The sequence below is a fragment of the Methanoregula sp. genome (assembly GCF_028679125.1).
GTDB lineage: Archaea > Halobacteriota > Methanomicrobia > Methanomicrobiales > Methanospirillaceae > Methanoregula.
This window is the reverse complement of the sequence record NZ_JAJRCG010000019.1, coordinates 1-20625: the sequence shown is the minus strand read 5'-3', so window position 1 is coordinate 20625 and position 20625 is coordinate 1. Positions and strand designations below refer to the sequence as shown.

The 20625-nt window shown below is 56.7% G+C and carries 26 protein-coding genes and 1 tRNA gene; 13 read left to right on the top strand and 14 right to left on the bottom strand.

The annotated features are described in order from the left end of the window. Window positions 1-48 precede the first annotated feature (48 nt). The 3 genes from LUQ43_RS11120 to LUQ43_RS11110 all read right to left on the bottom strand — a co-directional run bounded on the left by LUQ43_RS11120 (window position 49) and on the right by LUQ43_RS11110 (window position 1628). On the bottom strand, window positions 49-333 hold the full coding sequence (locus LUQ43_RS11120; RefSeq protein WP_299967604.1) for a hypothetical protein: 285 nt from the start codon (window positions 331-333) through the stop codon (window positions 49-51). 704 nt (window positions 334-1037) lie between these two features. Then, on the bottom strand, window positions 1038-1208 hold the full coding sequence (locus LUQ43_RS11115) for a hypothetical protein (RefSeq protein WP_299967601.1): 171 nt from the start codon (window positions 1206-1208) through the stop codon (window positions 1038-1040). Window positions 1209-1313: 105 nt separating this feature from the next. Next, window positions 1314-1628: a DUF4389 domain-containing protein gene (locus LUQ43_RS11110; RefSeq protein WP_299967599.1), complete on the bottom strand. Its 315-nt coding sequence runs from the start codon at window positions 1626-1628 to the stop codon at window positions 1314-1316. Between the two features lie 148 nt (window positions 1629-1776). Between LUQ43_RS11110 and LUQ43_RS11105 the strand changes: the two genes are divergently transcribed. After that, window positions 1777-1850: transfer RNA gene (locus tag LUQ43_RS11105), tRNA-Val, on the top strand. Between the two features lie 176 nt (window positions 1851-2026). Here LUQ43_RS11105 and LUQ43_RS11100 read toward each other — a convergent pair. The 4 genes from LUQ43_RS11100 to msrA form a co-directional block, all read right to left on the bottom strand. Further along, window positions 2027-2974, bottom strand: coding sequence for a magnesium transporter CorA family protein (locus LUQ43_RS11100; protein ID WP_299967596.1), 948 nt, complete (start codon window positions 2972-2974; stop codon window positions 2027-2029). Window positions 2975-3087: 113 nt separating this feature from the next. Continuing rightward, window positions 3088-3342: a hypothetical protein gene (locus LUQ43_RS11095; protein WP_299967593.1), complete on the bottom strand. Its 255-nt coding sequence runs from the start codon at window positions 3340-3342 to the stop codon at window positions 3088-3090. A 101-nt stretch (window positions 3343-3443) separates the two neighbouring features. Beyond that, window positions 3444-3698: a hypothetical protein gene (locus LUQ43_RS11090; RefSeq protein ID WP_299967590.1), complete on the bottom strand. Its 255-nt coding sequence runs from the start codon at window positions 3696-3698 to the stop codon at window positions 3444-3446. A 45-nt stretch (window positions 3699-3743) separates the two neighbouring features. Beyond that, window positions 3744-4238 (bottom strand): peptide-methionine (S)-S-oxide reductase MsrA, encoded by a 495-nt coding sequence (gene msrA, locus LUQ43_RS11085; RefSeq protein WP_299967587.1) that lies wholly within the window; start codon window positions 4236-4238, stop codon window positions 3744-3746. A gap of 103 nt (window positions 4239-4341) precedes the next feature. Here msrA and LUQ43_RS11080 point away from each other — a divergent pair, with 103 nt between their 5' ends. The 4 genes from LUQ43_RS11080 to LUQ43_RS11065 are packed head-to-tail and all read left to right on the top strand — an operon-like array spanning window position 4342 to window position 7271. After that, window positions 4342-4542, top strand: coding sequence for a PspC domain-containing protein (locus LUQ43_RS11080; protein WP_299967585.1), 201 nt, complete (start codon window positions 4342-4344; stop codon window positions 4540-4542). Window positions 4543-4582: 40 nt separating this feature from the next. Next, window positions 4583-5773 carry a glycosyltransferase family protein gene (locus LUQ43_RS11075; protein ID WP_299967582.1) on the top strand — a complete coding sequence of 397 codons (1191 nt, stop codon included), beginning with the start codon at window positions 4583-4585 and terminating at the stop codon, window positions 5771-5773. Then, window positions 5757-6086 (top strand): hypothetical protein, encoded by a 330-nt coding sequence (locus LUQ43_RS11070; protein WP_299967579.1) that lies wholly within the window; start codon window positions 5757-5759, stop codon window positions 6084-6086. Before LUQ43_RS11075 ends, LUQ43_RS11070 begins: the two co-directional genes overlap by 17 nt. 36 nt (window positions 6087-6122) lie before the next feature. Continuing rightward, the gene (locus LUQ43_RS11065) at window positions 6123-7271 is read left to right on the top strand and encodes a hypothetical protein (protein ID WP_299967704.1); all 1149 of its coding nucleotides are present in this window, start codon (window positions 6123-6125) and stop codon (window positions 7269-7271) included. An 11-nt stretch (window positions 7272-7282) separates the two neighbouring features. On the opposite strand, the gene LUQ43_RS11060 is transcribed toward LUQ43_RS11065, so the two are convergent. The 5 genes from LUQ43_RS11060 to LUQ43_RS11040 form a co-directional block, all read right to left on the bottom strand. Then, window positions 7283-8038 carry a hypothetical protein gene (locus LUQ43_RS11060; RefSeq protein WP_299967577.1) on the bottom strand — a complete coding sequence of 252 codons (756 nt, stop codon included), beginning with the start codon at window positions 8036-8038 and terminating at the stop codon, window positions 7283-7285. Window positions 8039-8106: 68 nt separating this feature from the next. After that, window positions 8107-9759, bottom strand: a complete 1653-nt coding sequence (locus tag LUQ43_RS11055) for an ATP-dependent DNA ligase (RefSeq protein ID WP_299967575.1) — start codon at window positions 9757-9759, stop codon at window positions 8107-8109. Window positions 9760-9842: 83 nt separating this feature from the next. Then, window positions 9843-10631: an MBL fold metallo-hydrolase gene (locus tag LUQ43_RS11050; protein WP_299967572.1), complete on the bottom strand. Its 789-nt coding sequence runs from the start codon at window positions 10629-10631 to the stop codon at window positions 9843-9845. 129 nt (window positions 10632-10760) lie between these two features. Next, window positions 10761-10946, bottom strand: coding sequence for a hypothetical protein (locus LUQ43_RS11045; protein ID WP_299967570.1), 186 nt, complete (start codon window positions 10944-10946; stop codon window positions 10761-10763). A gap of 14 nt (window positions 10947-10960) precedes the next feature. Continuing rightward, window positions 10961-11149 carry a hypothetical protein gene (locus tag LUQ43_RS11040; protein WP_299967567.1) on the bottom strand — a complete coding sequence of 63 codons (189 nt, stop codon included), beginning with the start codon at window positions 11147-11149 and terminating at the stop codon, window positions 10961-10963. A gap of 192 nt (window positions 11150-11341) precedes the next feature. Here LUQ43_RS11040 and LUQ43_RS11035 point away from each other — a divergent pair, with 192 nt between their 5' ends. After that, complete coding sequence (locus LUQ43_RS11035) at window positions 11342-12475, top strand: putative sulfate/molybdate transporter (RefSeq protein ID WP_299967564.1); 1134 nt, start codon at window positions 11342-11344, stop codon at window positions 12473-12475. Window positions 12476-12672: 197 nt separating this feature from the next. Here the strand turns inward: LUQ43_RS11035 and glp are convergent, their stop codons facing one another. Together glp and LUQ43_RS11025 are read right to left on the bottom strand one after the other, a co-directional pair. Continuing rightward, complete coding sequence (gene glp, locus LUQ43_RS11030) at window positions 12673-13881, bottom strand: gephyrin-like molybdotransferase Glp (RefSeq protein WP_299967561.1); 1209 nt, start codon at window positions 13879-13881, stop codon at window positions 12673-12675. Continuing rightward, window positions 13878-14054 carry a hypothetical protein gene (locus LUQ43_RS11025; protein WP_299967558.1) on the bottom strand — a complete coding sequence of 59 codons (177 nt, stop codon included), beginning with the start codon at window positions 14052-14054 and terminating at the stop codon, window positions 13878-13880. The genes glp and LUQ43_RS11025 overlap by 4 nt, the downstream gene beginning before the upstream one ends. 160 nt (window positions 14055-14214) lie before the next feature. Between LUQ43_RS11025 and LUQ43_RS11020 the strand changes: the two genes are divergently transcribed. From LUQ43_RS11020 to LUQ43_RS10990, 7 genes are all read left to right on the top strand, one after another. Next, entirely contained in the window at window positions 14215-14457 is a 243-nt protein-coding gene (locus LUQ43_RS11020) for a sulfurtransferase TusA family protein (protein WP_299967556.1), read from the top strand. A 10-nt stretch (window positions 14458-14467) separates the two neighbouring features. Then, complete coding sequence (locus tag LUQ43_RS11015) at window positions 14468-15715, top strand: DsrE family protein (protein WP_299967554.1); 1248 nt, start codon at window positions 14468-14470, stop codon at window positions 15713-15715. A 92-nt stretch (window positions 15716-15807) separates the two neighbouring features. Then, complete coding sequence (locus tag LUQ43_RS11010) at window positions 15808-16503, top strand: tetratricopeptide repeat protein (protein ID WP_299967551.1); 696 nt, start codon at window positions 15808-15810, stop codon at window positions 16501-16503. Between the two features lie 889 nt (window positions 16504-17392). After that, window positions 17393-17656 carry a 4Fe-4S dicluster domain-containing protein gene (locus tag LUQ43_RS11005; RefSeq protein ID WP_299967549.1) on the top strand — a complete coding sequence of 88 codons (264 nt, stop codon included), beginning with the start codon at window positions 17393-17395 and terminating at the stop codon, window positions 17654-17656. Window positions 17657-17671: 15 nt separating this feature from the next. Beyond that, window positions 17672-18082 (top strand): molybdopterin dinucleotide binding domain-containing protein, encoded by a 411-nt coding sequence (locus tag LUQ43_RS11000; RefSeq protein ID WP_299967546.1) that lies wholly within the window; start codon window positions 17672-17674, stop codon window positions 18080-18082. 2 nt (window positions 18083-18084) lie between these two features. After that, entirely contained in the window at window positions 18085-19461 is a 1377-nt protein-coding gene (locus LUQ43_RS10995) for a formylmethanofuran dehydrogenase subunit B (protein ID WP_299967544.1), read from the top strand. A 1-nt stretch (window position 19462) separates the two neighbouring features. Further along, a partial coding sequence (locus LUQ43_RS10990; protein ID WP_299967542.1) for a formylmethanofuran dehydrogenase subunit A occupies window positions 19463-20625 on the top strand: 1163 nt, incomplete at its 3' end.

Sequence of the window (20625 nt, the reverse complement as noted above, 5' to 3'; positions counted from 1 at the left end):
AAAAAGAATGAGCCGGATCAAAAACCGGCAAGACTTATACACTACGTATTATACCCGATGCGCTTCGCTGTCGGTGATCTCGTAAATGCTATCGATATTTCCCTGTTTCAACTGCTGGAGATCGGTTAAGATCTCCTCCAGCTGGTTCGCCCTGTCCCGTGTCGCGAGGATATAGGGTCTGCCCGGCTGGGGATTTTCCGGGGTGAATGCCACCAGTTCACAGGTATTACGCTGGCGGCTTATCTGCATCTTGGTAATCAGGGCAAGATCAAGGAATTTGAACGTCCCTGCATTGAATGAGCCGGATTGTATGAATTTTACCTGTACCGTCATTGGATGCCCCCGCCCGCCCCACGGTTTTTATTCCCGTGACTGAATGACGTTATCCGGGCATGCATCATCTGTTGCCCGCACTGCTGCTGTACCATACTGTTTTCCTCCACATGCTTTGTATTTCCGGTCCGGTAAAGTGGTTCGTTTCACTCGCCGGGTGTACCACTACATATATCATCAACGGATGGCTGGTACAAAAAGAAGCAATCGCTCTGTTGTGATAGGTAGGAATGGGTTCCCCGGCCCATTATAGGTATGTATAGCAGACTCCCGGAATCCCTTCCCCCGGGTATGGGTGTTGGAGGGGGTCGGACAGGTACATAAGCCATGCCACAATCCGGGGATGTCCGATGAGCTTCCGTCATAATTATCCAGTGCATGCCTCACGATCCGTGCCACCGGACTTCGAAAATATGTGTCCGACCCCCTACACCCCCCTCCGGTTTTCATGTAAAAAATGGAAAATTTTACGTCGTAATCCTGAGCACAGATGCCAATGGTGTGGTGTAGGGGGTCGGGCAGATAAATAGCATTCTGCCGGGCCCGGGCCGGAAATCCATGAACGGGTGCCCTGCCGGACAGATCGCGATCTCTCCTGAGTTACCCTGGGAAAAACGGAATCCCTGCACAGGCAAGGTAATATCTCTGGTGCAGGCCACACGCAGGCACTGCACCGGACACGCAAAAGAAATAAAAGAACTTCTTTACTCGGCGTTTGGCACACAGGCTGACCAGATGCCGCAGCCCTTTTTGTTGCGTTCAAAGATCTTCGGTTCTGAAAGGGGAGCCGCATTGGCGTTTCCACAGCGTGGTCCAAGCAGGTCGGTTGCGGGGATGAAAGCCCCGCAGTTGTCGCATCCTCGGTTGTGCATCATAGTATACACTCTTCCGGTTAACGTGTGAAGTAAAATTATTTTCCTTTCTTTTCCCGTTTGTTCAGGAAAAAGGATGGAGCCGGGACGGGCGCCCGGCACAGGGAATTATGATTCCTCGTAGACCTTAACGGGAACCGGCATGATATCCGGGCGCTTGTCGGTCATGATGTAGGTATAGGGCATGACATGGATCATGTATTCCAGGTATCCCCTGGCGAAGTCCGAGAGCCCCTCATGCCTGCTCCCGAAGATCAGGATGTGGAACCACTGGATGATGAGGCAGATGACTGCAATAATCCCGTACACCCAGAGGACGATGGCGATCAGGATCCAGTACACGATACGGATGAGCAGTTCGAGGCGTCCTGCGTCATGTTCGAAGACGAAGAGCTGCTTCTGGGATGGTGTTCCTTCGGTCATAGTACTACCGGTTCAGTGATGGAGAGCTGCGCACATAAATCATGCGCATTGATTGCAGAATAGGGCCGGCAGACCGTTCCCGGACCTATTCGGGGGGAACAATTTTTAATAATACCAGAACAGATGTTATAGAGCATCAGACTTACGAGGGCTCGTGGTCTAGTTGGCTATGACGTCGCCTTGACATGGCGGAGGTCCTGAGTTCGAATCTCAGCGGGCCCATACATTTTCTCTTATTGTTTCCCTGCGAGCGGATGCGATTGCGGGTAACGCCGGCTCACCCTGCCGATATGCCCCACGAGGAGGGCTTTTCCTTCCCCCCGATACCGTTAAAAGTCGCTTCACCAGGGCACTGGTAGGGACCGGCGGGTTCTTTTATTATGTTCGTTCGAGGTGTATCAGAAGAACTTCTTGCGCCACATGAAGAGCCCGAGGACCACAGAGACGATGCACGAAATTCCGAAGATGGTTTCGAAGGCAAGGGGCGACTGGGAGAGTGGTATGTCCAAGACGTTCATGCCATAGAAACTGGCAATCATCGTCGGTATCGCGATGATGATCGTGGCCGAGGCTAAAAACTTCATCACGCTGTTGAGGTTGTTGGAGATGATGGTGGCAAAGGCATTGGTCATCCCGTTCAAGATGTGCAGGTAGATCTGCGACATCTCCATAGCCTGCTTGTTCTCGATGATGACGTCTTCGAGGAACTCGGCATCGTCCTCGTACATCTTCAGCGGCTTGGTGCGCAGGATCCGTTCGAGAACCGCCTCGTTGGACTTGAGCGATGTCGAGAAGTAGATGAGGCTCTTTTCCAGTTCCATCATCTGGAAGAGCGCCTCGTTCTTCATGGACCGGTGCAGCTCCACCTCAATCGTTGAGATCGTCTTCTCGATCTGGCGCAGGTGATGGAGGTAGGAGGAGGCATTGCGGTAGAAGATCTGGAAGAGGAACCGGGTCTTCTTGACCGTATGGAAGTGACGGACTTTGCCTGCAATAAAGTCATCGAGAATAGGGGACTGGCGGTTGCATACCGTAACGATCAGTTTCTCGGAGATGATGATACCCAGCGGCAGGGTGGTCAGGGTCTTGATCCCTTCATATTCGGTGACGATCGGGACGTCAAGCACGATGAGGACCACGCCATCCTCGGCATCGATACGCGGCCGCTCCTCTTCATCGAGTGCAGCGCGGAGGAACTCCGGGGGGAGAGAACAGGACCCGGCGATCTCTGCCAGTTCTGCATCGGTCGGGGTGGTCATGCGGACCCATGCGCCGTCAGCCGGGGCATCGATACACTCAGTGACGGATGGGTCGGTGTCTTTCTTTGACCGGTAAATCTGTATCATATCCCCACGTCCTGACGGTACCCGCAGGTACCGTTGTGATAAGCTAATGGTATCCGGTATCCTTTATAAGCCTGCGTAACCGTTCAGGAAAAACACAAAAAAAGGAGGAAGAATTACTGTTCCTTCCAGAGCATCCAGATGGCCGCGAGCATGGAGATGCATGCCATGAGGAATATCAGCGCGTACCCTTCGGACGACACCTCCAGGGCAAAAATACGGGCAAGGTTAAAGAGCACGAGAAGGACGAACGTGATCCCCATGAAATAGCCGTAGGTCTTTCTCCTCTCCACGGCGATCAGGAATGCGATAACGGCGACAATGACTTCAGCCAGGGTCGCGATGAACTGGATGGTTCCGGACACGTCCATGGTACGCATTTATCCCGGCGTGGTTGATAAACAATGCGAATTCTTGTCCGGAACCCTGTACCGGGGACCAGGTAGTGCAGCGGGAACTGCCCACTTCCCGCCTACTTCTCTTTCCACATCAGCCACCCTGCGCAGAGCATCGATATGCATGCGACAAGGAGCACCAGTGCGTGCCGTTCGGCCGACACTTCCAGCGCAAAGATGCGGGCTATATCAAAGAGCACGAAGAGCGCAAACGTGATGGCAATGAACCAGCCATAGAATTTCTTCTTCTGTACCGCGATCAGGACAGCAACAACAGCGATAATAACCTCAATGAGGGTTGCGACAAGCTGGATGGTTCCAGAGATATCCATGGTACGATGGTAGCCCGGCCCTGCTGATAAATAATGTGTTTCAGGTCAGCGGCGGCAGCAACTGCCGCCATGCTTGGCAAAGTACCGCTGGTGGTGCTCCTCGGCCGGGTAGAACGGGCCGGCCGGCTGGATGAGCGTGACTATCTTGCCAAACCCGTAGCGCCCCGAGGTTTCAATATCCGCCTTTGATCTCCGCGCCATCGCTCCCTGCTCCGGGTCATGGTAGAAGATCACCGACCGGTAGTTCGGCCCGGTGTCCGGTCCCTGCCGGTTGAGCTGCGTGGGATCATGGATCGACCAGAAGATGTCGAGGAGTTGGGAATAGCTGACCTTTTTGGGGTCGAAGGTGACCTGCACCACTTCCGCGTGCCCGGTCCCGCCCGTGCAGACCTGTTCGTACCGGGGATTCCTGGTGAAGCCCCCCATATATCCCGCCGCAGTTCCCAGTACACCGTCCACGGTCCGGAACGCTTCCTCCACACCCCAGAAACAACCGGCGCCAAATGTTGCGACACCGGTTGTCTGTTCTGTACCTGTCATGGTCGTATCTGATCATTCTTGGGTGGCGGGGAAAAAAAGGTTCTGCCCGTGCACCCGGGTGATCGGGGTGAGGCTTATCTCCTGCACTGGCTTAAATCTGTACATGAAACGGCTGTTCCGCCCAAAGGATGGACGCATGCTCGGGGGCGTCTGTGCCGGCATTGGTGCACATCTCGACACCGACCCCACGGTTATCCGCCTGATCTGGGTCGCCCTCACGCTCCTCTCCCTGGGGACCGGCATTATTGTCTATCTCGTTGCATGGGTCCTCATTCCCGAAGAGCCCGGTGGAGAGACACCATAATTCATCTGTCATCAGAACAAACCCTTCTGCAAGAACGCGAATGAAGATCCTTTTCGTTGTCTGTGGTGAGGGACTCGGGCATGCCTCCCGTTGTCTCCACCTTGGGCAGTATATGCAGCAGCAGGGGCATACGATCCATTATGCCGGGTACGGCAAGTCGTATGATTTCATGGACCAGCACGGATGCACGGACCTGCACCGGATCCACCGGGAGGTCTGCCTCGAGGGAACGGATGGGTTCTTCAGCCTGAATAAGACCCTGTGGAACTCAAAGACCCTTTTCTTCAACCTCATGCGGTCGGGCCTCGATGTCAAGAAACTCGTCCGGAAGTATGGTTTTGACTGCGTTGTCTGCGACACGATGTATGCCGGTGTCACCGGGGCACGGCTGGCGCGGGCGCCTGTGGTCTTTATCACGAACCAGACCCATTTCAACGGGCCAAACGGCACGACCACCATTGTCTGGAAGATCCTCAATGTCCTCATCCGCCGCTACCTGCGCTTTGCCCGCAGGGTGATCATCCCCGATTACCCGGCACCTGACACCGTCAGCGAGTACAATGTCCATTTCCCCCAGCATGAAAATGACCGGTACTGCCTCACCGGCCCGCTCAACCGCTTTGACCCGGAACGGTACGCGTTTGACAACAGGACCATCTTCACCAGTTTTGGCGGGGAACCCTACAAGCTCCCGATGTACCGGATGCTCAAAGACCTTGCCGACCGGAGAAAAGACCTCCTCTTCGATGTCTTCTATACCGGTCCGGCGCTGCCGGAGTCGTCGGACAATTACCATTCCCACGGGTACGTTCCCAACCTCTACGAGCATCTTGCCTCGGCACGGATAGCCATCGTGCACGGGGGGCTCACCACCCTGCACGAGGCCCTGATCTTCGAGAAACCGATCCTGCTTATCATGGACCCGGGCCATCCCGAACAGCAGAATAATGCCCGGAAGATCGAGAGCATGGGGGCAGGGACTTCCGTTGACGGGCGGCATCTCACCCCCGAGATCATGGAGCAGAAGATCGCCGAGGCCATGAAGATTGTCCCGCGGCCGTTCCGGGCCTCCCACGCGGAGATCAACGGGCGGCAGAATGCATCCGAAATCATCATCTCTGTTGCGGAAGACGGGTTCCGCTCCATCTGGGCCTCCCGTCTGAGCAGCATCAGGAATTTCAGGAATAATTTCAGGACGAATTTCAGGAATTTATATGACAACATCCGGTGAGATCACCCACATCAAGGCAGGAGTGGAATTCCATACCTGCCCGGCCTGCGGGTACAAACGGGGGTTCCATACCTCGTTTCTCGGGATGAACGCGGATAAGGACAACCCGATCAAGTCCACCCGCGAGGTGTACCGGGTGATCCTCATCTGCCCGGAGTGCGGAGCCCGGTTTGATGTGGGGTGGCGGGTCTCCTTTGCTGAATTCGAGAGCCGGTTCGTGAATGTTACGCCGGCTGCTCACCCGGATTCCCCGCATGTCACTACCGTTACCACCCTTCCGTCCCTGCACCATGACCCGTACCTCCCCGAATGATGGCGGGCAGGTCCCCGTGAAGGTGCTCCCCCGATGATGCGGTGCGTGGAGTGCAAGGGAAAGGGTCTCTGCGGGCTTCCCCGCTGCCCGATCATGAGCCGGTTCCATGCCCAGGCATCCGCGCTCCAGAAACCGTCGAGCAGTTACCAGGGAAGCTCCCCCTCGGTCTTCATCGGGAGTTTCGGGTATCCCGATGTGCACGGGGGACCCCTTCTGATCAACGACTCCGACAATCCCCCGGACTGGCTCCGCCGCAACCTGGGCATGGACGAGATCGTGGGCATCCGCGCCCGCACCCTCCGGGGGAGTTCAACACTCTCTTCCGTAGCGGATGGCCTTCAGGAGATCGCGCTCTCCACGGTGCCGCTCGATGTGGATGTGGCCTTCGAGCGGCCGGTCTCGTTCTCCTTAAGTTTTGACGGTACGGTTGCACCGGTGGGGATGACCGGCTCCGTGAAGACCATGGATGTGATCGGGAACGCCCGGGTTGATCGGGTTGTGGATAAGATCACCTCCGATACGGACCTTGCCGCAACCGATGCCTGCGTTGCGCTCAGTGACTCCTCGGTTGACGTGTACCAGATCTCGAAACTGATGACCGCAGGGCTCCTTGGCCGGAAGCGGAAGTTCGTTCCCACCCGGTGGGCGATCACGGCAGTGGATGATACCCTCTCGATCAATCTCAAAAAGGAGATCGCCCGTTTCCCGTCTGTTGAGGAGATCCTCGTATTCTCCGGAGAGATCTACGGAAACCGGATCACCTGCATCCTCGTGCCGGGCGACTGGAAGTTCGAGATGATCGAGGTCTGGGGGAAGCACACGCTCTGGGGCGGGGAGGAGGACGTGATCGTGCAGGACCGGGAGGGGATGACGAAGAAGGGGTATTCTCCCATCACCGGTGCCTACTACTCTGCCCGGCTCGGGGTCTGTGAGTACCTCATGAGCATCCGCCGTTCTGCCCGGGTGATCGTGGTGCGGCATGTCTCGAGCGAGTACTGGGCGCCTCTGGGGACGTGGGTGATCCGGGAGGCCACCCGGAAAGCCATGCAGGGGCCATCGCTCGCGTGTCCCACGCTGGACGCCGCGGTTGCCCGGGCTGTTGCGGTTACCGGGTCGGGTGCCTGGGTTGCCCACAGCACGCTGATCCCCGAGCTGCGCACTCAGCGGACGCTCTTTTCGTTCTGATACTCCGGAAATCACGCCTGACTATAAACGAGTTCCCGTGTAACTGCGGGATCAAACGAGTATGCGGTTCCGGAATCCGGTGAATCAACCCTGCGGGTTAAGTTTACCTGAGATGAATAGATGAATCCGGATTTAAACGATTTACCTCCTTGATCCAAGGATATGTACGTGTTTCCGTGGTCAGCGGATACATTGGAGATCAGGCTCCAGGAGTTATTTCCCAGGTATGTCCAGCTGCCTTTATCCCGCATATTGTCCCTGTTCCCCATCATGTCATAGTTGAAGGTGAACGTCCCGTCAGTATTGAATTCATACCAGATCCTTGCACCGTTTCCCCGTTGTGTCTGGTCCCATGAGCCGACAAGTGCAGAATAGTTTTCACTCCATTCGGTTCCTGTCTCGTTTGAAGTCAACAGAATGTGACTGGCAGGTAACCATCCCGTATTGGATCTTCCATCGTTCGTCCGGAGCGTGACACGATACCACTCATCAGCACCATATCCGGTTTTTTCCCAGATGGTGACTGTTGTGTTTGAACAGGCGGGGAACCATCCGACTACACTTCGGCTCCTCTCATTTTCATTCTCTGTGGGAGTGTCCCCTAGGTCCACTCCGGCATGCTGCCAATATCCGGCATTTGTCGGATCGGACATGCATAGGTCCAGAAACCCTTTTCCAATCGGTTTTTCCGGAACAACTGGCTGGCTTACACACCCGGTCGCAACAAGGAGAACAATAATCAGGAATACCAAGTGCCATGTTTTCATTTCACTCTTGATTATATGCAAATCAAAATAAATCAGGAGGTTTCGTGTTGCCAGTGAACAATCTCCGATCAGTCCTGATAAGCCCGCGTGGAGTTTGCCTGCCGCTGGTACCTGGCCCGGATGCCCTCGATGGTCTCGATGTCTGCGAGATCCTTGTCGTCCCGGATCCGGATGAACCGGGGGAAGCGGAGGGCAAACCCTGCCTCGTACGTGGTGCTGGCCTGGAGTTCCGCGTACCCTACCTCGATGACGAGCGAGGGTTCGAATGTCACTTCCTTGCCGGTCTTTTTGATCACGCTCTCCTTGAGCATCTCGTACACTTCCGCGAGCTGCTCCTCCGAGAACCCGGTGGCTACCCGGCTCAGGGTGATGAGCCGGCCCTGGTCCTGGCAGGCCACAAGGAACGAGCCGAAGACACCTGCCCGCTTCCCTTCGCCCCACTCAGCCCCTACCACCGCAAGGTCGAGGGTGTCGACTTCCGGCTTGATCTTGATCCAGTTCTTCCCCCGCTGGCCGGGCGTGTAGGGTGATGCGGGGACCTTGATCATGATCCCCTCGTGGCCGGCAGCAAGGGCATTCTCGTACACCGTCTCGATAGCGGCCTGATCGCTGCTCGTGGTCTGCGGGGCGATGAACATCGTCACCACGTCCACGAGTTTTTTCCGTCGCTCTGAGAAGGGCAGGTCGATCAGGGTCTCGCCGTCAAGGTAGAGGATGTCGAAGACATTGGGGACCATCTCGATCGCCTCCTTGGCCTCGGCAATATCATGCTTGCGGCGGAGACGGCGGAGCACGGACTGGAACGGCATCGGTTTCCCGCCCTTGATCGCGATCACTTCCCCGTCCAGGATCACGTCGTGGTCGGTGGCGCTCATCAGTTGCTCTATCACGTCCGGCAGGGCCGCGGTCACATCCTCCAGCCGGCGGGAGTAGAGTCGGGCCCAGTTGCCTTTCTTGTGGAACTGGAACCGGGATCCGTCATACTTGAACTCGGCAGCGAGTTCCCCGTGCTCCCCGATCATGTCGGCGATGGAGCCCTGCTGGGCGAGCATCATCCGGACCGGGTGGAACGGCGTGATACTGACCTGCTTTAGGGCATCAGGCCCCACTTTGGCGAGCCGTGCAACCTCTCCCATATCGTTGAGCGCCTGCATCGCGTGCTCCACGAGCGCGGAGTCCACGTTGAAGGCCTTCGCGATCGCTTCCCGCACGCTGCCCTCCCCGACCCCGATCCGGAGTTCTTCGAGCATGATCCGGGCAAGGTACCGCCCTTCGAGGGGCCGGGCATCACCGAGAAGTAGCATCGCGGTGCGCATCTTCTCCCGCTGGGATGCCTCCCCTTCCTTTGCTGATATGCTGACCAGTTGGTTGTAGACTTCAAGGAGTCCGAGGTCATTGTGCGAAAAGGACATCTGGGTTTTTACGGCAAGAAGTTCTTCAACCGTCCCGCCAATATCCCCGGATTTATTCAGACGATCGATCACGACCGCTTTTTTGACGCCGGCAACACTCCGGATCGCATCATAGAGGATATTGGGGCCGATGCCCAGTTTACGGGAGTTCCAGTCCGGGAAAATCCTTCCCATTACAAACCGGACAAAGACCGGCAGTTCCTCATCAGAAAGTCCCGGAAGCACGCGGCTGATGATCTCGATCATATCGAGCCGGCCGGCGGTCTTCTCCAGCTGCTCGCAGGTCCGTGCAAAATCCAGGAAGAGCATGGTGTTTCTCGTGTGAGATCTTACTTGGGATGTGGATTAACGTTTTGATATCAGGGATAGCGGGAGGTACCGGGGTCACCCGGTCAGAGCCGGATCTCCTGCCGGCACCCGGTGCTCGTCCCGCACTGGGTGGCGACCGTGACCCGCTCTTCTTCGTAGAAGAGGCCAAGACCGTCGCGGGCGCTGCCCATCGCCTTCTCGGGAGTATTGTTGATCTCGCTCAGGTGCGCTAAGATGACGAGCGGAACATCCTTCCCGAACCCATGGAGACATTCGGCAGCGGCCTTGTTCGAGAGGTGCCCCTTCTTCGACCGTATCCGCCGTTTCAATGACTCGGGATACGGGCCGTTTGCCAGCATCTCCGGGCAGTGGTTGCTCTCCAGGACGATGCCGTCACAGGGGCGGAGGAGTTCCAGCATTTCAGAGCTCAGGATGCCCGTGTCCGTGCAGTACCCGATGCAGGTGTCCCCTTCGCTGACGATATACCCGCAGGGCTCGGCTGCATCATGGGAGGTTGCAAAGGGTTCGATGGAAAAATTGCCGATTGCAAAATGCTCGTTATACCGGCAGGTATGGTGGAGGAGCGGCTTCTTGGATGCACGGCGGTATTCAAGAAAATCGTGCAGCGTTCCTTCCGTTGCATAGATCGGGACATCAAGTTTCCGGGCAGTCACGTCAAGCCCCCGGATATGGTCGCCGTGCTCGTGGGTGACCAGCACGGCATCGATCTTTCCGGCATCCAGCCCGGCAACAGCCATCCGGCTCATCAGCTCTTTGGCACTCAGGCCGGCATCAATGAGAATGGCACCGGCACTCCCCTCGATGACAGCACAGTTCCCCTTGCTCCCGCTGGCAAGCACAGTACAGCGCATTGTCTCATTATTTGCCGTGCACGTATTAGAGTATAACACGTCCCTGTTCAGGGATGGGGAATGCCAGGGTCCGGGGAATATCCCGGCACAACTTCAGAAAAGACCGTCGGGGAGTACCCCCGGGAAAAATTATTTTTTGGACTTGTGGGCTTCGTATTCGGCAAGGACCGGCGCTATGGTCTTGGTGGCTATGGACCTGCGCACCAGCGCTGTGAGCTTGTGGCAGTAATGGATATGCGCTATCTGGAAACTGACAATGAGCCCGAAACAGAAGCAGGTTATGCTGATCAATGCGTAACTCGTAACATCTACCATATTTTCCCCCTCCTTTAAGACTCCCGCGAGAGTTCATCCACAATGGGGATGACGGAATCGGCGTCCGAACATTCCCTGGCAACGATCATGAACCGGTTGGTATAATGCATTATCAGCAGCTGGTACCCGAGGATAATCCCGATAGTGAACGTGATTATCCCGATACCGGCATAGATCAGGAGATCGGTGAACATATCAACCATAGCGCATCTCAATGACTGATACAGTCAGCAAACAGATAAATTTATTGAATAGTATTCTGGTCTTTTTCTGTTGCACGCGTTGAAAAGGTTAATTCCTATCATCACGTTACGCTAATTCAGAGATCCCCGTGGAGCCGGCCCGGCGGAATTGAACGATTCCCCGATCCGCCCACATAGATCCAGGCAACCCGCATGACCCAGGAACCGCCCCTCCCCCTCTCGTTCTCGCTCTCGGAGCTGGCAGGATCGATGGGCGATTTCGGGACGATCATCCCGCTCATTCTCGCGGTTGCCCTTGTCTCGGACGTCGACCCCCGCTACATCCTGCTCTTCTTTGGGATCTGGTTCATCCTGACCGGCCTCTATTACCGTCTGCCCATCCCGCTGGAGCCGATGAAGGCTATCGCCGTGGTGGTGATCGCAGCCGGTGCCGTAGGAGGAATATCGGCCGGGGAGATTGCGGCTGCAGGGCTTATCCTTGGTGCGATCTTCCTCCTGCTCGGGTACGGCCGGTTCTTCTCGATCATCGAACGGTGGGTGCCGCAGAGCGTGGTGCGGGGCATCCAGCTGGGGCTTGCCCTGCTCCTCTTCCGGTCCTCGGCAGGATTCATCATAAAGGACCCGTTCTTCTTTGGGATCGGTATCGCGGTCATCATTGGGTTTTACCTCCTGGTCCGGTATCGCGGGATTCCGGACCTCTCCTCGATCTGTGTGATCGGCATCGGCCTGATAGGGGGAATCCTGCTCTACGGTATACCCCCGTTAAGCCTGATCCCCGCCCCCCAGCTGGTCATCCCGCTGCCATCGGACTTTATGCCGGCACTCTCGACGCTCGTTCTCCCGCAGGTTGTTCTGACCATTGCAAACGCAATCCTGGCCACAGCGCTGCTGACCAAAGACCTGTTCGGGAAGGATGTCCCCCCCAGGAAGTTCTCGACCACGATCGGGCTCATGAACCTGACCTCCGTTCCCTTTGGCGGGTTCCCGATGTGCCACGGGGCCGGGGGGCTTGCCGGGCAGTACCGGTACGGTGCCCGGACCGGCGGGGCAAATGTCTATGCAGGCCTGATCTTCCTGATACTCGCCCTGTTCTTCACATCCCCGCAGGTTCTCTCGATTATTGCGGTGGGTGTTCTCGGTGCCCTGCTGGTCTTTGTCGGGATCGAGATGGGCCGCCACAGTTTTAAGTCGGACTCCCTCCTTGTCACCGTTGTCATTGGTATCCTTGCCGTGGTAAGTTCGATAACGGTCGCATTCCTCGTGGGGATGGTGATTGCGTACCTGGTGGCATGGAGCCGGAAGAGATTGTTACGGGAAACAGCATGATCCGTGAACCACAGCTCCGGGAGTTCCTGGCTTACGTCCCCCTTTCGGTTTCCGGCGGTTTCCCCCCCCCTTGGCGTAATGGAATAACCCTGTACCTGGTGAGTGAAACGCACCCGGGCTGCCATCGGGAAATCCCGTCAGCGCACAGGTAAAAAAGACAGGAAAATGAGAATCCGGGACGGTATCCCGGCCCCTGATTACCAGAGGATTACTTCGACCCTGCTCCCCTTCTCAAGCCCTTCGTACCCTGCCGGAATACAGATGAGCCCGTCGCTCTTCACCAGCGTGTTCAGGAGCCCGGATTTACCGAAGAGCGGGGTTGCAACACCCTGATCAACCACAACGCGGACGTACTCCTCCCGTCCCCTCTGCGACGGGATGTTCACCCCGAGAATGGCGGGGATGGACCGGAGCAGCGGCCTCTTCTGCCCGAGCATCCTGTCGAGCAGCGGGCGGACAATCGCAATCAGGACAACGAATGCGGAAGCCGGGTGGCCGGGCAGGCCGAAGACCGGCTTCCCGTCGATCTTTCCGATGATCGTGGGTTTGCCCGGGGCGAGTGCGATCCCGTGGACCAGTATCTCCCCTTTGGCAGCAATCACCGCTGCGGTCATGTCGCGGTCATCCTTGGAGCTGCCTCCTGACAGGAGGACGAGATCGCATTCGGGAACGGCCTTTGCGATCATCATCTCGAACGACTCCCGATCGTCACGGATTATACCATAGCGCCGGGGGATGCACCCGTATTCAGCCAGCCATGCCGCAAGCATGGGGCCGTTTGCATCCCGTACCTGTCCCGGTTCGGGTACAACCGAGGCCGGAACCAGTTCGTTGCCGGTCGAGATGATCCCGACCACGGGTTTCTGCGCCACGGGTACGGCTGCACATCCGCAGGCTGCAAGGACCCCAGCATCCTGGGGGGTGATCTTACGACCCTTGAAAAAGACCGTATCGCCCTTCCGGAAATCCTCGTCCTTCAGCAGGATGTTCTCGCCATGGGAGGCCGGTTTTTTGATAAGAATCGTATCCCCGGCCTTCTCGGTATATTCCACCATAACGGCCGCATCGGCTCCCGCGGGGAGAAATCCCCCGGTCGGGATGTATATACATTCGGTATTGCCGATGGCTAGAGTCGAATCGCGACCCCCCATCATCACCCGGCCCACGCACTGGAGGAGGGCCGGTGAGGAACCGCTTGCACCGGTAGTATCCGAGGACCTGACCGCGTACCCGTCCACCACCGAGCGGTCAAACCCGGGGATATCCGTGTCGGCTGTAATATCCTGCGCCAGTATGCGCCCGGCGCACTGGTCAACAGGGACAGTTTCCATTTTTGGCGCAGGTGCTATCTTCTCCGCTACAGCAACAGCATCGGTTACAGCAATGACAGTGAGAAACCTGCTCATTTGAAGCAGCCCAGCTGGCAGTCCCGGATCTTGATCCGGTTCTTTGTGCAGTACTCCCCGACGGCACTCCGGGAGACCTTTGCCTTCTCTGCAATGGCGAATGCCTGCGGACAGGTGATCTTCTCGCTGATACCGGCCTCTTCTAATGCCTTCCTGATCTTCTCGTCACTCATGGTTCATCATGTTTCGTATACTTCCTTATTGCGTTTACCTTTTACCCTTGGAGAGGATCCAAGGAATCATCATGTCCCTCCCTCCCGGGGGATGGAATTATAAACCCGGGCCGATGACAGGAATCTAATAATAAAGACCGGCTGCAGGGGTTTCCCGATCATGACCCAGAAGAGAATCGATATTTCCGGAAAGACCAGCCCGTACTGCCTCACGGTTGTGAGAAAAGAAGCAAAGGCTTTAAAGCAATCCGGTGAATTATTCATTACCTGCGATAATTTCCCCGCCGTAACAACCTCTATCCCCCGTATCGCACGGGAAGAGGGGCTGACCCTGGAGACCCGTACAACATCAGACGGGTGTTGGGAGATCACGCTGACACGACAATACCATCATCCCACGTGACCGGCTCATCATGACAACGCATTTTTTCCTCATTTCCGGACTCCAGTCCATCGAACGGCTCTCATGGATCGAGGAGTGCCTCAAGTTCTTCTTTGTCCAGCTCTACCCGGAAACCCTGATGCACCGTGCACCTGCGGGAAGCCCGGTCTTCACGTTTCTTGTCACGGGGGACGCCCTCTACAGTCTGGAAGAGCCGGAGGCCCAGCAGGTCTGGTCGGTTATTCTCTCCATGACCGCCATCCGGGTTGTCTGCGATCGGCAGGAACTGGCGCTCCGGGGGATATCGATCGAGCAGCTGAAGATGAAGTATCCCGATCAGGTGATCGACACCAACGGCCTTGCAGCGGGTAACAAGCCATCATTCTGGAATGATGTCGTGGGGCTTATCCGGCAGAACCGGCCCCCCCTTCCCGATGCGATCGGCTGGCTCCAGAACGAGTCCCCGTATATGCATCTCTCGGCAGGGTATGGCATCCAGTACCTCTCTGCCGGGCTCGAAGCCCGCCTGTCCCCGGAACTGTACGCGTACCTTGACGGGATCCATATGGGCCATACCGGCCAGAATCCCATGGAGTCCGAGAATATCGGCAGAGGTATTGAGGATCTCCATGATCGTGCAGCAAAACAGGGGCTGACCAGCCAGTTTATCGCCTGCAACCGGTGTGCAACGGCCCGGGGGTACAGCACGTGGGACGACGGGGAGGGCACGGTGATCTCGACGTGCGCGGTCAAGTCGTTCCGGATCCGGGACATGAACGCGATGATCGACCGGTTCGAGCGCCCCCACGTCATTCTTTCTGAGAACTCCGGGTCTATCCAGTTCCCGAAGAAAGGGCCGGCGGTCTCCTTTGACCGGGCAGAGAAGACAAGCACCGCCCCGCCGGTCACGATCCTTGTCACCCGGAGCCCGTACAGTTCGGAGCATGCCTATGGCGCCATATCGTTTGCGGTTGCCTGCGCCCACCAGGGGGTCCTCACCCGGGTGGTATTCCTGGAAGACGGCGTATATTCGGTTGCCGGGAGCCACCGGACCCCTGCGGAGTCGATGACCTTCAATATCCAGGATGTGATCAATGCGGTGGCGGGGAGCGAGAACCTCCACTTCTTTGTCCTCATGACCTCTCTCCAGAAACGCGGGCTCTCGAAGAACAAGAACCTGAATGCGGTGCTGGATATCGGGTACCCGGGCCTGGGTAAGATCCTGTTCTATCCCCCGGGGAACGTGCAGGCAGAGCACCAGCGGGTGCTGGTGTTCTGAACGGACCGGATTTCACACCCGTACCTTTATTTTATTTTCCCATCGAACCTTGTAGATCATCTCATCTCAGGACGACCGGGCGGGAACACTGAATGAAACTGAAATGGATTATACTGCTGGTGGTAGTGGCGATCGTGGGTATTTTTGTTGTTCTTCCCGCTGTTGCACCTGCGGTGACTGAGAAGACGGTTGTACGGGATGCCCAGGTCTCTCTTGGTGACACCTTTGCGATCATGAACCAGTCCGAGCTGGCCATCTCAATGTATGATAATGCGCTCAGCGTGAATGCTACCGATGCCGTTATCCTGAAGAAAAAGGGCGAGATGCTGATAAAAACCGGGCGGGTTAATGAGGCAGAAACCGTGTACCGGCAGGTGCTTTCCCAGGATGGAAGCGACACCACGGCACTGATGAGGGCGGGAGACAGCCTGGTCCGGCAGGGTAGCCTGAACGAAGCATTGTCCTATTATGATGCCGCGCTCGCGGTCAATCCAATGGATTCGAAGATCTGGATGCGGAAAGGGGATACGTACCTGATCATGTCGGTCGAAGAGAACAAGAAACTCCAGGCCGCTGCAAAGGCCTTATCAGTACCGCTCAGTTCCCCGAATTACCAGCCATCGTCTGCAATCCAGTACGAGTCAATGCAGTCATACAAGGAGGCGATGGCCAGTTATCAGAAGGCGATGGAGATCGATCCCAAGCTCTCTGTGATGATCTCAGCAAGAATCCTCACCGCCACCCAGAACCAGGTGGCAGGTTACCAGGATCTCCTGAAGAATTTCTAATCCCCATCCCGGCAATCCCTTTTTATATCCTCCGGGCCGCGTGCAGGCAGAACATCTGGGTGCCGGCGGTATAACATGAACACAGGGACGCTCATGTTCGCACATGGCATTTATTTCCGGAAGCAGGATGTGAAGGCCACGTTCCAGCCATACCCCCCCACCCCTTTCTGTTTCAAACCGATCATACCCCCCCTGCATGGGGGTGGGGGGGTATCCGGCATACCCCTCCCCCCCTTTGGCCGGATCAGACCCCCCCATGATCAGTTTTGAGTAGGTGACAATACCGGCTGCTTCGTCGGAACCCTGCTCCGGGCAGCCCATGAAAAACGCGTGCAATAATGCGTACATCCCAGTTTTGAGGAGGGGGGTATCCGGGAGACCCCCCCACCCGGTTGGTTTCCAGACCGATCACCCCCCCCACCCCATGCCAGGGGGGGTCTGGTTGATACCCCCCCGTTTGCACCCGGAAATCCGGTGACCAGCGGGTTTCCGGATGCTTTCATGAACCGTGTTTACGTCGGAATATAAAAGTGAAAAGGGGGTTGGGCCTGGTTCTGGATGGAGGGGGGGTATGCGGGATACCCCCCATTGACCGGGTTTTCACAGGATTGGATCCACCAGCAATGATCCTGTCGCGGAATTTTTCTCTCTGGAACAAAGGCCGGCTTCAGCTTGTGCAGGAATTAATCAATCCTGCCCGGTCAGTCCGGAGATCTCAAATACGGGTGGATTTTCGTTTTCCCTCCTTTGATTTCCGTCGTTTGTTAACTTATTTAAAATGCAAAAATTTTTGGTTAATGTATTGTGATTAATACCGATCCTCTTTAACAATGTTTATTTACAATTCAAAAAATAACAGAAAGTTAACACTATTATGTGTGTGATGTGCATGGCGTTTTCAGTACATGTAAACATGAACCGTTGCACCGGATGCGGCATCTGCGTGGTTGCCTGCCCGGTCAATGCCCTCGAGCTTCATACGCTCGACCCGGTAACCAACGAGAAGATCTATACCGTCAAGGATGGCAAATCTGTCAACGTTGACGCGAAGAACGAACTCTGTGCCGGCTGCGGCGTGTGTGTAGCAGCATGCCCGTACAAAGTGATCACCCTTTCAGGAAGGGGAGAGACCAGCGCACTGGTACAGATGTAACCTGGAGATGGACGAATGGCAAAAATCCACCTGAACATGATTACCCAGCGTTCGATCGAGGAAGGCGCTGCGATGGAACAGGGAAAAACCAACCCGAACTACTTCATCGCCTGCTCGATCTGCGAGATGAATCCTGAAGACATGAAGCGTGGCGGTATCCTGAAAAATACGAACGTGCGTGTCACCAGCGAATGCGGCACGGTTATTGTCAAGGCTATCGAGCCGACCCAGTACTGCCCGCCCGGCCTTGCCCACATCCGCCAGGGTGTCTGGGCAAACCAGGTCGTGCCGCCCCGGACCCAGTCCACCGGCACTCCCCAGTACAGCGGATTCCCGGTCACCATCGAACCCGCACCGGAAGAGAAACTGAAAACCGCCCTTAACCTCGTTCAGGGTGCTGTAGGCCTCTGGAAAGGAGGGAACTAACAATGCCTAAGCTTATCAAAGGTGTCGGATGCCCGTACTGCGGTTCATCCTGCGACGACCTCGAAGTTCTTATTTCGGACGACGAGACCAAGGTCCTCGAAGTTCACAATGCATGTATCATCGGGACCAACCTGTTCCACCATGCGAACGACCCGACCCGCCCGAAACTCCCGCGCATGCGCCAGCCCGATGGCACCATGAAAGAGATTCCCTATACCGAGGCTATCGACTACATGGCAAAGACCATGCTCGCGGCGAAGAAGCCCCTCATTTACGGCTTCGGCTCAACCAACTGTGAAGGCATGAGCGCAGTCGCCCGTATTGCAGAAAAATCCGGTGCGGTGCTCGACAACTGTGCAACCATCTGCCACGGGCCCTCGTTCCTTGCAATCTTCGACAACGGGTACCCGAGCTGCACGCTCGGTGAGGCAAAGAACCGTGCCGATGTTGTGGTCTTCTGGGGCTGCAACCCGATGCACGCCCACCCCCGCCACACCTCCCGGTACTCGATCTTCCCCCGCGGATACTTCACCCAGAAGGGACAGATGCAGAGGACCGTTCTCTCCATCGACCCGCGTGAGACCGATACCGCAAAACTCGCCGATATCCACCTCATGCTCGACCAGGGCCACGACTACGAACTCTTCGATGCGTTCCGGACCGTGCTCCGTGGCTTCGACATCCCCGAGACCGTAGCAGGTATCCCCCGCGACACGATCAAGAAGTCTGTGGAAATCATGAAGAACGCACGGTTCTGCATGATCTTCTTCGGCATGGGCTGCACCCACACGAACGGCCGCAACCACAACATCGATGCCGCAATCAGCCTGACCCGTGACCTCAACGAGCACACCAAGTGCTCGATCATGGCAATGCGGGGCCACTACAATATCGCCGGTCCCGGCCAGGTCTGGGCATGGCAGTTCGGCTTCCCGTACTGTATTGACCTTTCCAAGGGCACCCACGCCCACATGAACCCGGGCGAGACCAGCTCCGTCGACCTCGCGATGAGGGACGAAGTGGACTGCTTTGTCAATGTCGGTGCCGATGCGGGAGCACACTTCCCGATCCAGCCGGTCCAGCACTTAAAGAAGCACCCGTTCATCACCATCGACCCGAACTTCAACATGGCAAGCGAGATCTCGGATCTCCACATCCCGGTCCGGATTGCCGGTGTCGATGAGCCGGGCGTTGTCTACCGTATGGACAATGTCCCGATCCAGTTCAAGGCAGTGCTCAAAGGACTCCCCGGCGTCCCAAGCGACGAGGAACTCTTCAACCTGGTCTACGAGCGCATGTGCGAACTCACCCAGACCAAGCCCATCTGGCTTGCAGCAAAGGAAGACCGGAGATACCCCGAGTCAGAGGCGGTGATCTGAGATGTCATCAGGTGAAATTATTGTCAAGGGCGGGTTTATCATCGACCCGACCCGGAAGATCGACGGCGATGTCGGCGATGTTGCCATCAAGGACGGCAAGATTGTCGACAAGGTTGGCTCCTCTGCAAAGGTCATCGATGCGAAGGGTAAGATCGTCATGGCCGGCGGTGTGGATGTCCACTCCCACGTGGCAGGCCCCAAGGTCAATGCCGGCCGCCTGATGCGCCCGGAGGACAAGCTCCGGTCGGGCGTCTGCATGAGCGGGATGGCCCAGAAGAACGGGTACCGCATGGAGTCCGGATTCTCGATTCCCTCGGTATTCAAGACAGGGTACGACTATGCCCGTATGGGATATACCTTCGTCATGGAAGCAGCAATGCCCCCGCTCCTCGCCCCGCACACCCACGAAGAGATCCATGACACCCCCATTATTGATGAAGCTGCACTGCCGGTCTTCGCCAACAACTGGTTCATCATGGAGTACATCAAGAAGGGCGAGGTCGAGAACACCGCAGCCTATATTGCCTGGCTCCTCAAGACCACGAAAGGCTATGGTGTCAAGCTCGTCAACCCCGGTGGCACCGCTGCATGGGCATGGGGTCTCAACTGCTTAAGCCTCAACGACCAGGTCCCGTACTTCGATGTCACCCCCGGTGAGATCATCAAGGGCCTGATGGAGGCAAATGAGTACCTCGGTCTCCCGCACTCCATCCACGTCCACCAGAATAATCTCGGCAACCCCGGTAACTACCCGGACACCCTCGAATCCCTCAAGCTGGCGGAGGGTGTCAAGACCCACAACAAGTTCGGCCGCGAACAGGTCCTGCACTCCACCCACCTCCAGTTCCACTCCTATGGCGGAGAGGGCTGGAAGGACTTCTGCTCCAAGGCAAAAGAGGTCATGGACTACGTCAACAAACAGAAGAACATCACCATCGATCTCGGCTGCGTAACCCTGGACGAGACCACCACGATGACCGCTGACGGCCCGTTCGAGCACCACCTCCACGGCCTCAACCACCTGAAATGGACCAATGTGGATGTCGAAATGGAGACTGCCGCAGGCATTGTCCCCTACATCTATGACAAGAATGTCACGCCCAACGCAGTCCAGTGGGCAACCGGTCTCGAACTGGCACTCTATGCCAAGGACCTGAACCGGAC

What these genes read in the sequence shown, in the direction of transcription:
- LUQ43_RS11075 (WP_299967582.1), top strand. Translation starts at nt 4,583, where the DNA reads ATGAAGATCCTTTTCGTTGTCTGTGGTGAGGGACTCGGGCATGCCTCC.
- LUQ43_RS11040 (WP_299967567.1), bottom strand. Translation starts at nt 11,149, where the DNA reads ATGGTTGATATGTTCACCGATCTCCTGATCTATGCCGGTATCGGGATA.
- LUQ43_RS11115 (WP_299967601.1), bottom strand. Translation starts at nt 1,208, where the DNA reads ATGATGCACAACCGAGGATGCGACAACTGCGGGGCTTTCATCCCCGCA.
- LUQ43_RS11015 (WP_299967554.1), top strand. Translation starts at nt 14,468, where the DNA reads ATGACAACGCATTTTTTCCTCATTTCCGGACTCCAGTCCATCGAACGG.
- LUQ43_RS11065 (WP_299967704.1), top strand. Translation starts at nt 6,123, where the DNA reads ATGCGGTGCGTGGAGTGCAAGGGAAAGGGTCTCTGCGGGCTTCCCCGC.
- LUQ43_RS11120 (WP_299967604.1), bottom strand. Translation starts at nt 333, where the DNA reads ATGACGGTACAGGTAAAATTCATACAATCCGGCTCATTCAATGCAGGG.
- LUQ43_RS11010 (WP_299967551.1), top strand. Translation starts at nt 15,808, where the DNA reads ATGAAACTGAAATGGATTATACTGCTGGTGGTAGTGGCGATCGTGGGT.
- LUQ43_RS11035 (WP_299967564.1), top strand. Translation starts at nt 11,342, where the DNA reads ATGACCCAGGAACCGCCCCTCCCCCTCTCGTTCTCGCTCTCGGAGCTG.
- LUQ43_RS11045 (WP_299967570.1), bottom strand. Translation starts at nt 10,946, where the DNA reads ATGGTAGATGTTACGAGTTACGCATTGATCAGCATAACCTGCTTCTGT.
- LUQ43_RS11050 (WP_299967572.1), bottom strand. Translation starts at nt 10,631, where the DNA reads ATGCGCTGTACTGTGCTTGCCAGCGGGAGCAAGGGGAACTGTGCTGTC.
- LUQ43_RS11070 (WP_299967579.1), top strand. Translation starts at nt 5,757, where the DNA reads ATGACAACATCCGGTGAGATCACCCACATCAAGGCAGGAGTGGAATTC.
- LUQ43_RS11095 (WP_299967593.1), bottom strand. Translation starts at nt 3,342, where the DNA reads ATGGACGTGTCCGGAACCATCCAGTTCATCGCGACCCTGGCTGAAGTC.
- LUQ43_RS10995 (WP_299967544.1), top strand. Translation starts at nt 18,085, where the DNA reads ATGCCTAAGCTTATCAAAGGTGTCGGATGCCCGTACTGCGGTTCATCC.
- LUQ43_RS11000 (WP_299967546.1), top strand. Translation starts at nt 17,672, where the DNA reads ATGGCAAAAATCCACCTGAACATGATTACCCAGCGTTCGATCGAGGAA.
- msrA (WP_299967587.1), bottom strand. Translation starts at nt 4,238, where the DNA reads ATGACAGGTACAGAACAGACAACCGGTGTCGCAACATTTGGCGCCGGT.
- LUQ43_RS11025 (WP_299967558.1), bottom strand. Translation starts at nt 14,054, where the DNA reads ATGAGTGACGAGAAGATCAGGAAGGCATTAGAAGAGGCCGGTATCAGC.
- LUQ43_RS11020 (WP_299967556.1), top strand. Translation starts at nt 14,215, where the DNA reads ATGACCCAGAAGAGAATCGATATTTCCGGAAAGACCAGCCCGTACTGC.
- LUQ43_RS11005 (WP_299967549.1), top strand. Translation starts at nt 17,393, where the DNA reads ATGGCGTTTTCAGTACATGTAAACATGAACCGTTGCACCGGATGCGGC.
- glp (WP_299967561.1), bottom strand. Translation starts at nt 13,881, where the DNA reads ATGAGCAGGTTTCTCACTGTCATTGCTGTAACCGATGCTGTTGCTGTA.
- LUQ43_RS11080 (WP_299967585.1), top strand. Translation starts at nt 4,342, where the DNA reads ATGAAACGGCTGTTCCGCCCAAAGGATGGACGCATGCTCGGGGGCGTC.
- LUQ43_RS11060 (WP_299967577.1), bottom strand. Translation starts at nt 8,038, where the DNA reads ATGAAAACATGGCACTTGGTATTCCTGATTATTGTTCTCCTTGTTGCG.
- LUQ43_RS11110 (WP_299967599.1), bottom strand. Translation starts at nt 1,628, where the DNA reads ATGACCGAAGGAACACCATCCCAGAAGCAGCTCTTCGTCTTCGAACAT.
- LUQ43_RS11090 (WP_299967590.1), bottom strand. Translation starts at nt 3,698, where the DNA reads ATGGATATCTCTGGAACCATCCAGCTTGTCGCAACCCTCATTGAGGTT.
- LUQ43_RS11055 (WP_299967575.1), bottom strand. Translation starts at nt 9,759, where the DNA reads ATGCTCTTCCTGGATTTTGCACGGACCTGCGAGCAGCTGGAGAAGACC.
- LUQ43_RS11100 (WP_299967596.1), bottom strand. Translation starts at nt 2,974, where the DNA reads ATGATACAGATTTACCGGTCAAAGAAAGACACCGACCCATCCGTCACT.